Genomic DNA, 14,370 nt, shown 5'->3' with positions numbered 1-14,370 from the left:
GCAGCCGGCGGGATCAGAGTTTTCGGTAGATCGAGCACCAACCAACTGCAACGGGGCTAGACATGGGTTTCCAGACGCCGCTCTACGAGCTGAGCGAGTACTTGAAGTGGACGACGAACGGCAAGATCCAGCTGCCGGACTTCCAGCGCGGCTACAAATGGGAGGACGAGCGGATCCGGCAGCTGCTGGTCACCATTCTCCGGGGACACCCGCTGGGCGTCGTGATGCTGCTGCGCACCGGCAACGACCAGATCCGGTTCAAGCCGCGACCCGTGGAGGGCGTGACGCTGCAGCCCGGTGTCGCGGCTGACCTGCTCCTGCTCGACGGTCAGCAGCGGCTGACGTCTCTGACCCAGGCCCTCACCGGTGGCGGCGTGGTCGCCACCGAGGACAGCCGCGGCAAGAAGATGACCCGCCGCTACTACGTGGACATGAAGACCGCGTTGCTCGGGGAGGATCGGATAGACGACGCCGTGGTCTCCGTCCCCGGTGACGGCGTCGTGCGATCCAACTTCGGCAAGGACGTCGACCTGGATCTGTCCGACGCGGACAAGGAGCGGGCGGAAGGCTACTTTCCCGTCCGCCTGCTTTTCGCTGGTGCCGAGACTGTCACCTGGCTGTTCGCGATGGAGGACAAGGACCTGGCGAGCCAGTTCCATGCCTCGATCGTGCAGCCCGCCGGCACCTACAACATCCCCGCCATCGAACTAGACACGGCTACCAGCAAGTCGGCCGTGGCCACCGTGTTCGAGAAGGTGAACACCGGCGGCCTGTCCCTCAACGTGTTCGAGTTGCTCACCGCGACGTTCGCCGGGGACAAGGCCTACTACGACGAGCACGGTGAGGACTTCAGGCTCAACGACGACTGGCGCGAGACGCAGCTCAAGTTCGCCGGCTACCCGGCGCTCTCCGCCGTGGAGAACACCGACTTCCTGCAGGCCGTCACCATGCTCACCACATTGCAGCGCAATCGGGCCGACAGCTCCGAGAGACCCCCCGCTGTGTCGGCGAAACGGGAGGACGTCCTCAAGCTGGAGCTGACGGACTACCTTGTCCCGCGTCAAGTAGTTGGCAGTTTTTCGGGATCGGGGAAGCTGGGGACGAGCGGGTCGGCGGCGCCAACGTGGACGTCGTGGGGGCGGTTCCAGGCGATCGCTTCGTGGGGGCGGACGGTGTTGTACTCGATGCGGTAGTCCTCGGCGTGGGCGACGAGGTCCAGGACGCTGTCGATCTCTTCCAGGAACAGTCGCTCGTACTTCAGCGAGCCGAAGCCGCGTTCGCGGGAGCCGTTCTGGCCGGGGGTGCGCACCCGGGTGCGGACGTGGCGCAGCTCGGGGTGGGTGGCGATGAACGCTTCGAACCGGAAGCTGCGGAACGGGCCGCCGTTGTCGGTGACGAGGGTGACCAGCGGCTGGATGTGCCCGTCGGCGTCGCGGGGAGCGAGGTCGACCAGCGGGCGCCCGGCCAGGCGCTCGGCCTCGGTGAGGGCGGCTTCCACCGCGGCGATCGCGTCATGCATGTTCGCCGTCGGGGACACGTGCCAGCCCAGCTCGTACTTGCTCCAGTAGTCCCGGCAGCCGGCCAGCCGCCAGGTGCCGCCGGTGGTGGTCTCGAACTCGGAGAAGTCCAGCTGCCAGACCTGGTTGGGGCCGGTGGGTTCGGTGGCGAACGCGGCTTTGCGCCGGGCGGCGAGCTGGCGGCGTTCCCGCTGGTAGGCCGCCTCCAGGATGAGGCCCTCATCGCGCAGCAGCCGAAGCACGGTGGCCTGGGAGACCCGGTGCCCGTCGTGGCGGCACATCGCCCACACCTTGCGGTGCCCCCAAGCCGGGTGAGCCAGCGCGTGCGCGCGGGCGACCTCTCGCACGCCGGCCCGCGCCGGCTGCGGCCAGGGGCCCTTCGGGAGCTGGCCGGCGCGGGCGCGGGCCTGGTGGCGGCGCCAGGTCCGCTCGGGCACACCGATGAGCTTGCAGAACCTCGTGGTCGGCATGCCCGCCTCGACGCGGATCACCTCGAGGTCTTCGAAGGGCCCAGGCGGCCCTCGGCGGACTTCTTCCAGACCCGCACCTCGATCGCGGCCTCACCCAGCGCGGTGGTCAGCTCTGCGACCTCGGCTTCCAGCTGCGCCTCCCGCGTCGAGGGCCCGCGCTTGCCGGCGACCAGGCCCGCCCGCCCGGCGTCGAGGAACTGCCGCTTCCAGGTCCCCACCGCCTGCTCGGACACCTTCGCCCGCCGTGCGGCCTCGGCGACGGTCACCTCCCCGGCCAGGATCGACAACACGATCCGGGTCTTGTCCTCCGCCGGCAGCACCGGTGGTCTCGCCATGACGATCAGACTCCTCGCAGGTCACGCCCGCATGCAACGGGTCATGCCAATAAGTCTGACGCGCGACAACCTGACGTGGCGCGACCCGCTCCGGGAAGCCTTCGTATGGGCGTCCACCTTTCTCGCGGATCTGCACATCTTCGATACCCGGTTCCTGCCGTACCCGAAGCAGCTCGTCCCCCTGGCGGCGCTCAAGGTGGAACTCGGCAAGGACGCAGACCTGATCGGCGTGCGCGACCGACTGAGGCAGTGGTACTGGTGCGGCATCCTGGGCGAGCTGTACGGCAGTGCGATCGAGACCCGGTTCGTCCGCGACATCGAGCAGGTCCCGGCGTGGGCCCGGCAGCAGCCGGGAGCCGTCACGCCGAAGACGGTCCAGGACGCCAACTTCGTGGAGTCCCGGCTGCACTCGCTGCGCACGCGCGGTGCGGCCGCCTACAAGGGCATCTACGCCCTTCTGCTCGGCAACGGGGCACATGACTGGATGAAGGGTCAGGCGCTGGACAAGGTTCAGTACGTCAACCTGGCCGTCGACATCCACCACGTGTTCCCGCAGAAGTGGTGCCTCGACAACAACATCGACGACGAACGCCGGGAGAGCATCATCAACAAGACGCCGCTGTCGGCGGAGACCAACCGCACGATCGGCGGCAGCGACCCGGCCATCTACCTGAAGCTCATCGAGAAGAAGGCCGGTGTAGACGCGGAGCGCGTCGACGGCCTGCTTGGCACTCATCTGGTGGATGCGGAAGCCCTGCGGGCCAGCGACTTCGACGCCCACTTCACCCGCCGGCGCGAAGCTCTCGTACAACTCGTGGAGAAGGCCATCGGCAAGACGGTGCAGCGCGACATCAGTGCCGGAGAGCCGGAGGAGACGTTGGACCACTTCGACGAGGACAACGCCGCTGTCGCCGAGGACCACGAGGATCTCGTCGCCGGTAGTGCGCCCGACGACAAGGCGTAGGGGAACCACGATGACGGGGGACGCAGTGTCGACTGACATGACGCCGTACGACGAGCGGGCATGGGCGGAGATCGTCGAGTGGCGTCAGAAGCGACTCACCGCTCGGACGCGACGAATGCTGCCGGCCGCGGTGCGAGACCGTGCGGTGAAGGCCGGGCAGAACGCGAAGGAGAAGTTCGAGGCGCTGCCGGGTGCGCAAGAGTTCGAGGCGAAGTTCCTGGAGGCCCTCGGCGGCCTGGGGGACTTCGGTGCCCGGACCGCGATGGCCAGCGTGCGTGACGGCGCGATCATCGAGGCCTACCGCAAGCGTGGCCACACCGTCGATGACCTCGACGACATCCGGAAGCTGGACCTGCAGGTCATCAACCGGGTGAAGCCGAAGCTGGGCTTGGTCTACACCGCCGGCGCCACCGCGGAAGGCGCTGTGGCCGGTCTCGCTGTCTCCGGTGGCGAACTTCTCGCAACGGCTGGCGGTGTCTTCGGGGTCGGCGCCGGAGGCGCTCCCGGCGCGGCGACCGTGATCGGCGCGATGGCGGCGGATGCCGTTGCCGTGCTCCTGGGAGCCAACCGTGCCGTCGCGCACATCGCGGCCTACTACGGCTACGACGTCGACAAGCCGGACGAGCGGCTGTTCGCGCTGGCGGTGCTCGGCATGGGCACCGCGACAGGGGCTGGCAAGGTGGCCGCCTACGCGGAGATCAACAAGCTCGTCCAGATGTTGGCCCGCCGGGCGACCTGGGAGCAGCTGCGCAGGAACGCGGTGACCCGGGTGGTCGAGCAGGTCTTCGCCCGGCTCGGCATCCGCATCACCCAGCGCAAGCTCGGCCAGGCCGTGCCGATTGTTGGCACCGTGTTCGGGGCTGGCATGAACGCGAAGCTGTTCACGAGTGTCACCGACGATGCCGAGTACATCTACCGCGAGCGCTTCCTGCGGGAACGCTACGGCCTCCCGGCGCCTGACACGTCTTCCTCTGCCGGCGAGCGGAGCGAGGCAGCCGATGTCATCGACGTGGCGGAGCTGCTCGACGAGGAACTCGACAGGGGCGGCGGCGATGACCGCGGCGAAGAGCCGGCCGGTACCTGACTGGTCGCCGTGTGAACAGATTGTGATCGCTCAGCTCACTGCTCCGTAGGATGCCGGGGCCTGGGGTCGCCAGGACTTGACGGACGAGCTGGAGGGAACCCGTGTCGGTCATGTCGACGACGGAGGGACCTGCCACGGCGCCGGCCGCATGACGACCTCTCCGCGTGAGCGCGTGGCGAACCTGACGTCTCGTTTGCGACAGCTGACAGCACGGCCGAGCACCGGGGTCATCCTCGCCGGACTCATGCTGCGCTCGAACACCTGGATGCACCGGCGGGTGGAGTCGCTGCGCATGGACGCCAACGGCGGCACGACGCTGCACGTGTCGTTGGATTACACGCTGCCTTCTCCGGCAATCGAGCGCAGTGGGAAGCGGGTACTCCTGCCCCTCGGCTTCGTCCGGAAGGGCGCGCTGCGGAAGGTGAACACCCGGGGTGCATCCGGTCAGCCGCTGCCCATCCTGGACTCCGAAGAGAACGGCAGCCTGGCTGTCGAGATGCTGCTCGCGCTGGCCGCGCAGGTGCTGCCGGACACGATTGTCTCGTCCGAGGAGTGCCGGAACACGCTTGAGGGGGTCGTGTACTGCTCGCCGAACGGCGCTCCGGAGGCCGTCGCGCAGTTCGAGGCCTGGCTCGGTTCACAGGGAGACATCGAGTCCGGGCCCGCGCAGGAGGTCTTCGCCTCGATGACCGCCCAGTTGGCGCGCAACTTCCTGTTCGCCGTCGAAGCCGACGCCGCCGTGGTCGGGACTCGTTCGATCGTGAAGTACTCGTACGAGGACGAACTGCCGGAGATCCGAAAGGTCAGCATCCCGACCACCATCGCCCGCGGCATCCCGCAGTTTGGTATCGCGGCGAGCTGGCACTTCGAGGTCGAGGCTCCGGCCGGCCTCGGTGTTCGCGCCTTGCGCGTCCGGGAGTACGACGTCGACGGGACCCTCGGCAGCGAATGGGAGGACCGGGCTCCCCGTCGGGACCCGGAGACCGTCGCGCATGTTGCCTGCCGTCCGGATCACCGCCTGACGACGGCGACAGCCGACATCGTGCTCACGCCGCAACGTCGGGGGCTGCCCCGTGTCACCCTGTGGGGTGCCCTGCTGACCGGCGTGCTGGTAGCGCTGGCGCTGGGGGCCCGGACCTTCACCGACGTCTTCATCGCTGAGAGCCCTGCGGGATCGTCTCCCGCATCGATCCTGCTCGCGGGTCCGGCTTTGCTGTTGTCCTGGCTCAGTCGCGCGCCAGAGCACGTGATGGTGGCTCGACTCCACTGGCCGCTGCGGCGTGTGCTCGTCGTGTCCTCCTTCGTGTTGTTCGGCATGGCGCTGATCGTCACGGTGCCGTTGCTGTCACCCTGGAACTGCATGGCGTGGGCGACGATTGCGGCTGCTCAGGCCTGGGCTGTCGTTGAGGCTGTGAGCCTCTACCGTTCTGTCGTACGGACCACCTAGCGTGCGCATCACCATGAAGGGAGGCGGGATGGCCACAGACAGCGCTGCCGACCGCAGCGTCAAGCGCGGACGGCGTCACAGCGAGGCTGACATCGTGATCCATACCGCCGAGGGCGCCATCGTCGGGCAGGTGAAGGGCCTGAAGGGACGCGGCGCCACCGAGCGGGTCATCGCCCAGTTGCTCAAGGGCGGTCCAGTGAGTGCAAAGGCTCCTCGGCGCGTGTACCTCTCCCGGAAGCCGGCCGCAGATCGGTAGCTCCGCACGGGTGCCCTGTAGAGGGTGCTGATTTCTGGACCGACGGGTGCAAGCCGCTGGCGCCGTTCGTAGAAACGGACGCTTCACCTCGTCGTCCGCGGATCTACGAACACCCCACCCCGCACCACCACGGAGGGCCCGGTCACCAGACCGGGCCCTCCGTGCGTCCCGGCTCGGGTGCCGGACGCATCCCCGGTCAGGACGGCCGGCCCGGCGGACCTCCGCGGGAGCCGCCCGGGCCGGCGCCCGTCCCGCCGCCGCTCGGCGCGGTGGTGGTGTCGACGCCGACCGGCAGGGTCACCGTGTAGCCGCTCGCGACGTCGCCGGTGACGGTGGCCAGCTGGCTCGCGCCGCCGTCGTCACCGAAGACGCCGTCGTTGGTGAGCGTGACCTGCGCCAGGGTGCGCACCGAGCTCTCGTAGCCGCTGGTCGCGTACACGGCGTCGCACAGGTCCTTGGGCAGCGCCACCTGCGAGGTGGCGATCGCGTTGGCCGCGTCCGTGATGCTGCCCTCGTCCGGGTAGACCTCGAAGTGGACGTGCGGCCACCGCCCCGGGTAGCAGGCCGGGACGATGCTGGTGAACCGCACCCGACCGTCGGCTTCGGCCACCTGCACGCCGCGCAGGTAGTTCTGGTCGGTGATCCCGTCGGAGTACATCGAGTAGCCGCCGTCGCGGTCGCAGTGCCACACGTAGACGGCGACGCCGGTGAAGGGCACGCCCCCGTTCGCCAGGTCCCGGACCACCAGCTCCAGCGTCATCGGCACGCCCTCGGCGGTGCCGCTGGACCCGCCGAAGCTGGACCGGATGTCGCTGCGCACGATGCCGCTCCGCTCGAGCACGTCCGGCCCGTTGGACCCGTCCCCGGGGTAGGGGCCCGCGGTCTCGTCGGGGATCTCCCCGGACGCCGTGGTGGCGCCCGTCGTCGACGAGGCACCGGTGGCCGCGGAGGAGCCGGCGCCGCAGGCGGCCAGGCCGGCGCTCGCCGCGCCGAGACCCAGCACGGCCAGCAGCCGGCGCCGGCTGAGCAGCGTGCCCAGGTCGAAGCCCAGCCCCTGGTCGACCACCTCCTCGTCCGGCCGGGGCAGCTGGCGCCCCTCGAAGGCGGGGATGGGGCCGGTCGGCAGCGGGGTCATGGGCTCTCCTGGGTCGGCTCGCGTGGTCGGGGACCACGCTCGGCCGGGGACCCGCGACCCGGCTGGACAGCGGCTGCGAGTGCGCTGTGTGAGTGACGTCGCAGGTCGCAGAGGGGAAACGCCCGGATCAGGTCCGTAGACTCGCTGCCGCAACCATCCGGAGCGGCTGAGAGACCTGGCTCGTCGACGTCGCAGCAACCCCCCGCATCGGCGGGCGCGGGTGCTACTGCCAGGACCGATGGAGGAACACCATGCGGTACGAGCTGCTCTCGTGGGCCCGCCGGCACGTCGACCTGTGCCGCACCGGCACGGCCATGTGCCGCTGAGGCCTCCCGCCTCCCGCTGACGCCCGCCGCACGCGGGCGCGCACCCCTGCCCCGCGCACCGCGGGCCGCCGCCCTCCCGGCGGGGCCCGCCCGTGCCTGCTCAACCCCGAGGAACAGCACCCCGTGATCGAACTGAAGGACGTCCGCAAGGTCTTCCCGGCCCGCGGGCGGGCCGACGAGGTCGTCGCCGTCGACGGCGTCAGCCTGTCGGTGGACCGCGGCGAGTTCGCCGGCGTCGTCGGCCCCAGCGGCTCGGGCAAGAGCACGCTGGTGCGCCTGGTCAACCTGCTGGAGCGGCCCACGTCGGGCTCGGTGACCGTCGACGGGCAGGTGCTCACCGAGCTGCCCGACGAGCAGGTCCGGCAGGCGCGGCGCTCCATCGGGATGGTGTTCCAGCACTTCGAGCTGCTCGACTCGCGCACCGCCGCGGGGAACGTGGAGCACCCGCTCGAGCTCGCCGGCGTCGGCCGGGCCGAGCGCCGGCGGCGGGCCGGGGAGCTGCTGGACCTCGTGGGCCTGGCCGACCGTGCCGACGCCCGCCCCGCCCAGCTCTCCGGCGGGCAGCAGCAGCGCGTGGCCATCGCCCGGGCGCTCGCCGTCCGGCCGGACGTGCTGCTCTGCGACGAGGCCACCTCCGCGCTCGACCAGGCCAGCACGACCGGCGTCCTGGAGCTGCTGCGCCGGGTGCGTGACGAGCTCGGCCTGACCGTCCTGCTGATCACCCACGAGATGTCCGTGGTCAAGGCCGTCTGCGACAGCGCCGTCCTGCTCGACCGGGGACGGGTCGTCGACGGCGGCCGGCTGGCCGACGTGCTGACCCGGCCGGGCTCGCCGCTGGGGGAGGCCCTGCTCCCGGCGCCGGTCGCGGACGCCGGTGCCGGGCACGACGGCGCCCTGCTGCGGGTGACCGTCACCGATCGGACCCCGGAGACCCGCGTCCTGCAGACCCTGATCGGGGAGCTGGGCCTGGCCGTCGAGATCGCCGGCGGATCGGTGGAGACCGTCGCCGGTGGCCGGTACGGCCGGCTGCTCCTGCGGGTCACCGGGGGAGGGGCGGGCCTGGACGACGCCGTGCACCGGCTGCAGGCCGACGGCGTCCTGGTCGAGCGCGTGGCCGCGACCGCGGAGGTGTCCCGGTGAGCGACTGGAACCGCATCTGGCCGCAGCTGCTGGACGCCACCTGGGAGACGCTCTACATGGTGGGCGTCGCGGCGCTGGTCACCGTGCTGCTCGGCGTCCCGCTGGGCGTGCTGCTCACCGTCACCGCCCCCGGCGGGCTGGCCCCGCGGCCGCTGCTCAACCGCGCGCTGGGCCTGGTCGTCAACCTGGGCCGCGCGCTGCCGTTCATCATCCTGCTGGTCCTCGTCGCCCCGGTCACCCGGGGCATCGTCGGGACGACGATCGGCTCCACCGCCGCGATCGTGCCGCTGACCATCGGCGCGGTCCCCTTCCTCGCCCGGCTGGTGGAGACCAGCCTGCGCGAGGTCGCCGCCGGCAAGGTGGAGGCGACGCTGTCGATGGGTGCCCGCCGCCGGGACGTCGTGCGCACCGTGCTGCTGCCCGAGGCCCGGCCGTCGCTGGTCGCCGGGGTCACGGTCACCGTCGTCGCGCTGATCAGCTACTCGGCCATGGCCGGTGCGGTCGGCGGCGGCGGGCTCGGCGACTTCGCCATCCGCTTCGGCTACCAGCAGTTCCGCACCGACATCACGCTGGCGACCGTCGTCCTCCTGCTGGTCATCGTCCAGGCCCTCCAGTGGGCCGGCGACCGCTGGGCGCGCTCGCTCGCGCACGCCTGATCCGACCCCCCCCGCGGCGGCCGACCGGCCGCCGTCCCACCCCGCACCACCCGAGGAGAGCTCCCACCATGCGCACCCGCTTCACCACCGTCCTGGCCGCGTCGGCGATGACGGCCCTGCTCGCCGCCTGCGGCGGCGAGGCCGAGCTGTCCGCGGCCGACGAGCCGCTGCGGGTCGGCGCGTCCCCGGTCCCGCACGCGGAGATCCTGCGCTTCATCGACGACAACCTCGCCGAGGACGCCGGCCTGGACCTCGAGATCGTCGAGTTCACCGACTACGTGCAGCCCAACGTCGCGCTCGACGACGGCTCCCTGGACGCCAACTACTTCCAGACGATCCCGTACCTGGAGGAGCAGGAGGCCAGCGCCGGCTACGACTTCGCGGCCCTGGACCCGGTGCACATCGAGCCGCTCGGCATCTACTCCGAGTCGCTGACCGACCTCGCCGCCCTGCCCGACGGCGCGACGGTGGCGATCCCGAACGACCCGACCAACGCCGCGCGGGCGCTGCGGCTGCTCGAGGCCAACGGCCTGATCACCCTCGCCGACACCGGGGACGCCGCGCCGACCCGGCTGGACATCGAGGACAACCCGAAGGACCTCGAGATCTCCGAGGTCGAGGCCGCGCAGGTGCCCCGCTCGCTGGCCGACGTGGACATCGCGGTCATCAACGGCAACTACGCCATCGAGGCCGACCTGGTCCCGGCCGAGGACGCGCTGGCGCTGGAGGAGGGCGAGGGCAACCCCAACGCCAACCTCCTCGTGGTGCGCACCGGCGACGAGGGCGACGAGCGCATCCAGGAGCTGGAGGAGCTGCTGCACTCCGACGAGGTGCGCCAGTTCATCGAGCAGAACTACGAGGGCGCCGTCCTCGCCGCGTTCTGAGCAGCATGTCGTGACCGCCGGGGTCGGGGTGCCCGCACGGGTGCCCCGCCTCGGGTGGCCATGTGTACGCTCGTTCCTATGAGTTCCCGGCCCGGTGAGGGCGACTGCCGCACGATGCGCGAGCGGATGCTCGCCGGTGACCTCTACCTCGCCGACGACCCGGAGATCGCCGAGGAGAGCGCCCGGGCCATCGACCTGGCCGACGCCTACAACGCGACGTCGGCCCGCCAGGGGCCGCTGCGCCGGCAGCTGCTGGAGCAGCTGCTCGGCGCGGTGGGGGAGGGCACCGAGATCCGGCCGCCGCTGCGCGTCGACTACGGCCGCAACCTGCGCATCGGCGCCCGCTGCTTCGCCAACTTCGGCCTGGTCGCCCTCGACGTCGCCCCGATCACCATCGGGGACGACGTGCAGATCGGGCCGGACGTGCAGCTGCTCACCCCCACCCACCCCGTCGAGCCCGGCCCCCGGCGGGACAAGTGGGAGGCGGCGCGGCCGATCACCATCGGCGACAACGTCTGGCTCGGCGGCGGGGCGATCGTGCTGCCCGGCGTCACCATCGGCGAGAACACCGTCGTCGGCGCCGGCGCGGTGGTCACCCGCGACCTGCCCGCCGACGTGGTGGCGGTCGGCAACCCGGCGCGCATCGTCCGCCGGCTGGACGAGCCCGCCCCGTGAGCGCCGATCCCGCGCCGGCCCGCCGCACCCGCCGGCACGACCCGGGGCGGCGCGACCGGCTGGTCGACACCACCCTCGACGTCATCGCGGCCCGCGGGGTCGCGACGGCCACCCACCGGGCGATCGCCCGCGCCGCCGACGTCCCGCTGGGGTCGCTGACCTACCACTTCGGCTCGCTCACCGAGCTGCTCGCCGCCGCCTTCACCCGGCACGTGGACGACGTCGCGGCGCGGTTCGACGCCCGCATGGCCGCCGCCCCCGACCGCGCGGCGGCCCTGGAGGCGCTGGTCGAGCACCTCACCGGCGACCTGCTGGGCTCGGAGCGCGACCTGGTGCTCGCCGTCGAGCTGTACGTCGCCGCCGCCCGCGACGCCGAGCTGCGCGCGGTCACCCAGGACTGGATGTCGCGGAGCCGCCGCAGCCTGGAGCGCCACCTCGACCCGGTCACCGCCCGCGAGGTCGACGCCCTGGTCGAGGGGCTGGTCCTGCACAGCGCGCTGTCCACCGACCCGATGGACGCCGCGCAGATCCGAGCCGCGCTGCTCCGGTTCGCCGGCTGAGGAGGGCTGCCCCCCCCGTGTCCACCGCTCCCGCCGTCGTCGAGCCCCCGCGCCTGCGCCGCGCGCGCCGCGCCGTCGCCGCCTGCTTCTTCCTCAACGCCGTCTTCTACGCCGGGCTGGTGCCCCGGCTGCCCGCGGTCAAGGCCGAGCTCGAGCTGAGCAGCACGGCGCTGGGCGCCGCGCTGGCCGCGGTCCCGCTGGGTGCCCTGCTGGCCGGGCTGTCGTCGGCGGCGCTGAACCGGCGGTTCGGCTCCGGGCGGGTCGCCTCCTACGGCCTGGCGCTGCTCGGCGCGGTCGTGTGGACGGTCTCGGTGGCGCCGAACTGGGCCGCCCTGGCCGCCGCCTTCCTGGTGGTCGGGGCGCTGGACGCCGTCGTCGACGTCGCGCAGAACGCCCACGGCCTGCGCGTGCAGCGGCTCTACGGGCGCTCGATCATCAACTCGCTGCACGGCGTCTGGAGCATCGGCGCGGTCACCGGCGGGCTGCTCGGCGCGGCGGCGGCCGGGCTGGACGTCCCGCTGCCGGTGCACCTCGGCGTCTCGGCCGTCGTCTTCGGGGCCGCCGCCCTCGTCGTCTCCCGCGGCGTGCTCCCCGGCTCCGACGAGCCCGAGCCGGTCGCCGAGGCGGTGCCGCGGGAACGGCCGCGCCGGCGGGCCGCAGTCCCCGCCCTGGCGGTGCTCGGCCTGCTGGCCGGCTGCGGTGCGCTGATCGAGGACGTCGGCGCCTCGTGGAGCGCCCTCTACCTGCGCACCGAACTGGAGGCCGGCGCGGCCGTCGCCGGGCTGGGCTTCGTCGCCCTCTCGGCCGCGATGACCGTCGGCCGGCTGACCGGCGACCGCGTGGTCGACCGGTTCGGGGAGAGCCGGGTCGCGCGGGCCGGGGGTGCGCTGGCCGCGGTCGGTCTCGGTGTCGCGCTCGCCTGGCCCTCGGTGCCCAGCACGCTGGTCGGGTTCGCGCTGGCCGGCCTCGGCGTCGCCACCCTCATCCCGGCCGTCTACCACGCCGCCGACGAGCTCCCCGGCCTGCCGCACGGCCAGGGCCTGATGGTGATCAACTGGCTGCTGCGGATCGGCTTCCTGGTCTCCCCGCCGCTGATCGGCGTGGTGGCCGACGCGGCCAGCCTGCGGGTGGCGCTGCTCGGCGTGGTGGTCGCCGGCGTCGGCGCGCTGGTGCTCGGGCGTGCGCTGCCGGGCCGCGCCGTCCGGTGATCATGAACAGGTGACCCCGATCGGGTGCCCGGCCGTGCCGTCCACCGGCCCCGCTCGTTGAGCCGCACGTGACCACCGCGGGCGACGACGACGTGCGGCGCCGGCTGCCCGGCATGGCCGAGTGGGCGCCCAGCGGCCGGCTGGCCGTCCCGGTGATCGTCGTCCTGGTCGTCGCGGCCAACCTGGTCGGCGTCGGCACCGTGGCGCTGCTGCTGCTCGGTGTGGACGGCGACCCGGGGAGCGCGGGCCGGGCCGAGGCGCTGTGGGCGGCCGCGGGCTACCTCGCCGTCGCCCTGCCGCTCGCCGTGCTCGCCGGGCTGGGGCGCCAGCGGGCCACCAACCGCTGGCTGACCGCCGGTCGCGAGCCCACGGTGGCCGAGGCGCGGCAGGCGCTGCGGCTGCCGCTGGACACCGCCCTCGTCGCCGCCGTCGTCTGGCTGCTCGGCGCCGTGCTGGTGGGCGGGATCGCGGCGGCCGCCTTCCCCGACGCCCGGGTGGGGGCCCGGATCGGCGTCGCGGCGCTGCTCGGCGGCGTGGTCACCGCCGGTGTCACCTACCTGCTGGTGGCCCGGGCCGCCCGCTCCGTCACCGCCCGCGCGCTCGCCGCGCACCCACCCGCGGGGGCGCTCACCCTCGGGGTGCGCATCCGCCTGCTGCTCACCTGGGGGCTGACCAGCGGGGTGCCGATGGTCGGCGTCGTCCTGCTCTACCTCGACCCGAGCAACCCCGACGGGCCCGGGCGCACCGCCGTCGTCTTCCTCGTCGTGGTCGCGCTGCTGGTCGGCGCGCTGGCCACGGTGCTCACCGCCCGCGCCGTGGGGCAGCCGCTGCGCGACCTGCGCCGGGCCGTGCAGCAGGTCGGCGCCGGCGACTACGACGTCGACGTCGTGGTGGACGACGCCGGGGAGATCGGCCTGCTGCAGGAGGGCGTCAACTCGATGGCCGCCGGCCTGGCCGAGCGGGAGCGGCTGCGCGACCTGTTCGGCCGGCACGTCGGGACGACGGTGGCCCAGCGGGCCCTGGCGACTGGCGTCTCCCTGGCCGGGGAGGAGCGCGCCGTCGCGGCGCTGTTCGTGGACGTCGCCGGCTCGACGGCGCTGGTGCGGCGCACCGGGCCGGAGGAGATGGTCGGCCTGCTCAACCGCTTCTTCGGGGTGGTCGTCGACGCGATCGAGGACGAGGGCGGGCTGGTGAACAAGTTCGAGGGCGATGCCGCGCTGTGCGTCTTCGGCGCCCCGGCCGACCACCCCGACCCGGCCGGCGCGGCGCTGCGGGCGGCGCGGCGCATCTGCGACGCCGTGGCCGCCGCGGGGGAGGTCGACGTCGGGGTGGGCGTGGCGTGCGGCCGGGTGTGGGCCGGGCAGGTGGGCGCGGCCAGCCGGATGGAGTACACGGTGATCGGTGACCCGGTGAACGAGGCGGCGCGGCTCACCGACCTGGCCAAGGAGCACCCGGGCCGCGCCGTCGCCAGCGAGCCGACGGTGCTGGCCGCGTCGCCCGCGGAGCGGGCGCACTGGCAGGCCGACCGGGAGGTGCGGCTGAGAGGTCGGGATGACCTGACCCGTACATGGGTGCGCGCCACAGGTCGCGCCGAGCGGGGCCCGGAGGGTCCCCGAGGCACGACCTGGGCTCCGCGCAGCGGGTCCTGACGACGGGGGGCCGGAGGCTCCCCAGAGGAAGGATGGGCAGGGCTCAGCGAAGCAGGGGAACGGC

Annotated in this window: 15 protein-coding genes, 1 pseudogene and 1 riboswitch; of the genes and pseudogenes, 13 read left to right on the top strand and 3 right to left on the bottom strand. The window is 72.7% G+C overall.

What is annotated here, in order from left to right; genetic code table 11:
- Positions 1-62: 62 nt before the first annotated feature.
- Positions 63-797: pseudogene (locus tag E9529_RS04490) on the top strand (DUF262 domain-containing protein); the annotation flags it as partial.
- A gap of 263 nt (positions 798-1,060) precedes the next feature.
- Here the strand turns inward: E9529_RS04490 and E9529_RS04485 are convergent.
- Both E9529_RS04485 and E9529_RS04480 read right to left on the bottom strand, forming a co-directional pair.
- Positions 1,061-1,987, bottom strand: a complete 927-nt coding sequence (locus E9529_RS04485) for an integrase core domain-containing protein (RefSeq protein ID WP_236829903.1) — start codon at positions 1,985-1,987, stop codon at positions 1,061-1,063.
- Positions 1,988-2,004: 17 nt separating this feature from the next.
- Positions 2,005-2,322 carry a helix-turn-helix domain-containing protein gene (locus E9529_RS04480; protein WP_163208335.1) on the bottom strand — a complete coding sequence of 106 codons (318 nt, stop codon included), beginning with the start codon at positions 2,320-2,322 and terminating at the stop codon, positions 2,005-2,007.
- Between E9529_RS04480 and E9529_RS04475 the strand changes: the two genes are divergently transcribed.
- The 4 genes from E9529_RS04475 to E9529_RS04460 all read left to right on the top strand — a co-directional run bounded on the left by E9529_RS04475 (position 2,321) and on the right by E9529_RS04460 (position 6,073).
- Positions 2,321-3,286, top strand: coding sequence for a hypothetical protein (locus E9529_RS04475; RefSeq protein WP_236829902.1), 966 nt, complete (start codon positions 2,321-2,323; stop codon positions 3,284-3,286). The genes E9529_RS04480 and E9529_RS04475 overlap by 2 nt on opposite strands.
- A gap of 37 nt (positions 3,287-3,323) precedes the next feature.
- Positions 3,324-4,370 carry an EcsC family protein gene (locus E9529_RS04470; RefSeq protein WP_236829901.1) on the top strand — a complete coding sequence of 349 codons (1,047 nt, stop codon included), beginning with the start codon at positions 3,324-3,326 and terminating at the stop codon, positions 4,368-4,370.
- A 172-nt stretch (positions 4,371-4,542) separates the two neighbouring features.
- Positions 4,543-5,817 (top strand): hypothetical protein, encoded by a 1,275-nt coding sequence (locus E9529_RS04465; RefSeq protein WP_236829900.1) that lies wholly within the window; start codon positions 4,543-4,545, stop codon positions 5,815-5,817.
- Position 5,818: 1 nt separating this feature from the next.
- Positions 5,819-6,073 (top strand): hypothetical protein, encoded by a 255-nt coding sequence (locus tag E9529_RS04460; RefSeq protein ID WP_236829899.1) that lies wholly within the window; start codon positions 5,819-5,821, stop codon positions 6,071-6,073.
- Between the two features lie 196 nt (positions 6,074-6,269).
- Here E9529_RS04460 and E9529_RS04455 read toward each other — a convergent pair whose 3' ends face one another.
- Complete coding sequence (locus E9529_RS04455; protein ID WP_236829898.1) at positions 6,270-7,208, bottom strand: intradiol ring-cleavage dioxygenase; 939 nt, start codon at positions 7,206-7,208, stop codon at positions 6,270-6,272.
- A gap of 150 nt (positions 7,209-7,358) precedes the next feature.
- Positions 7,359-7,453, top strand: a riboswitch (SAM riboswitch).
- Positions 7,454-7,459: 6 nt separating this feature from the next.
- Between E9529_RS04455 and E9529_RS22935 the strand changes: the two genes are divergently transcribed.
- The 8 genes from E9529_RS22935 to E9529_RS22560 all read left to right on the top strand — a co-directional run bounded on the left by E9529_RS22935 (position 7,460) and on the right by E9529_RS22560 (position 14,306).
- Positions 7,460-7,534 (top strand): putative leader peptide, encoded by a 75-nt coding sequence (locus E9529_RS22935; protein WP_374201310.1) that lies wholly within the window; start codon positions 7,460-7,462, stop codon positions 7,532-7,534.
- Positions 7,535-7,657: 123 nt separating this feature from the next.
- Positions 7,658-8,674: a methionine ABC transporter ATP-binding protein gene (locus E9529_RS04450; RefSeq protein WP_236829897.1), complete on the top strand. Its 1,017-nt coding sequence runs from the start codon at positions 7,658-7,660 to the stop codon at positions 8,672-8,674.
- Positions 8,671-9,330 (top strand): methionine ABC transporter permease, encoded by a 660-nt coding sequence (locus tag E9529_RS04445; protein WP_236829896.1) that lies wholly within the window; start codon positions 8,671-8,673, stop codon positions 9,328-9,330. Before E9529_RS04450 ends, E9529_RS04445 begins: the two co-directional genes overlap by 4 nt.
- Before the next feature lie 68 nt (positions 9,331-9,398).
- Positions 9,399-10,214, top strand: coding sequence for a MetQ/NlpA family ABC transporter substrate-binding protein (locus E9529_RS04440; protein ID WP_236829895.1), 816 nt, complete (start codon positions 9,399-9,401; stop codon positions 10,212-10,214).
- A 78-nt stretch (positions 10,215-10,292) separates the two neighbouring features.
- The gene (locus E9529_RS04435) at positions 10,293-10,889 is read left to right on the top strand and encodes a sugar O-acetyltransferase (RefSeq protein ID WP_236829894.1); all 597 of its coding nucleotides are present in this window, start codon (positions 10,293-10,295) and stop codon (positions 10,887-10,889) included.
- The gene (locus tag E9529_RS04430) at positions 10,886-11,449 is read left to right on the top strand and encodes a TetR/AcrR family transcriptional regulator (RefSeq protein WP_236829893.1); all 564 of its coding nucleotides are present in this window, start codon (positions 10,886-10,888) and stop codon (positions 11,447-11,449) included. Before E9529_RS04435 ends, E9529_RS04430 begins: the two co-directional genes overlap by 4 nt.
- 17 nt (positions 11,450-11,466) lie before the next feature.
- Positions 11,467-12,657, top strand: coding sequence for an MFS transporter (locus tag E9529_RS04425; RefSeq protein WP_236829892.1), 1,191 nt, complete (start codon positions 11,467-11,469; stop codon positions 12,655-12,657).
- 68 nt (positions 12,658-12,725) lie between these two features.
- Entirely contained in the window at positions 12,726-14,306 is a 1,581-nt protein-coding gene (locus E9529_RS22560) for an adenylate/guanylate cyclase domain-containing protein (protein ID WP_236829891.1), read from the top strand.
- The last annotated feature ends 64 nt before the right edge of the window (positions 14,307-14,370 follow it).

This window comes from Blastococcus sp. KM273128, from assembly GCF_021698975.1.
Taxonomy (GTDB): Bacteria; Actinomycetota; Actinomycetes; order Mycobacteriales; family Geodermatophilaceae; genus Blastococcus.
This window is presented reverse-complemented; position numbering and strand designations above follow the sequence as displayed.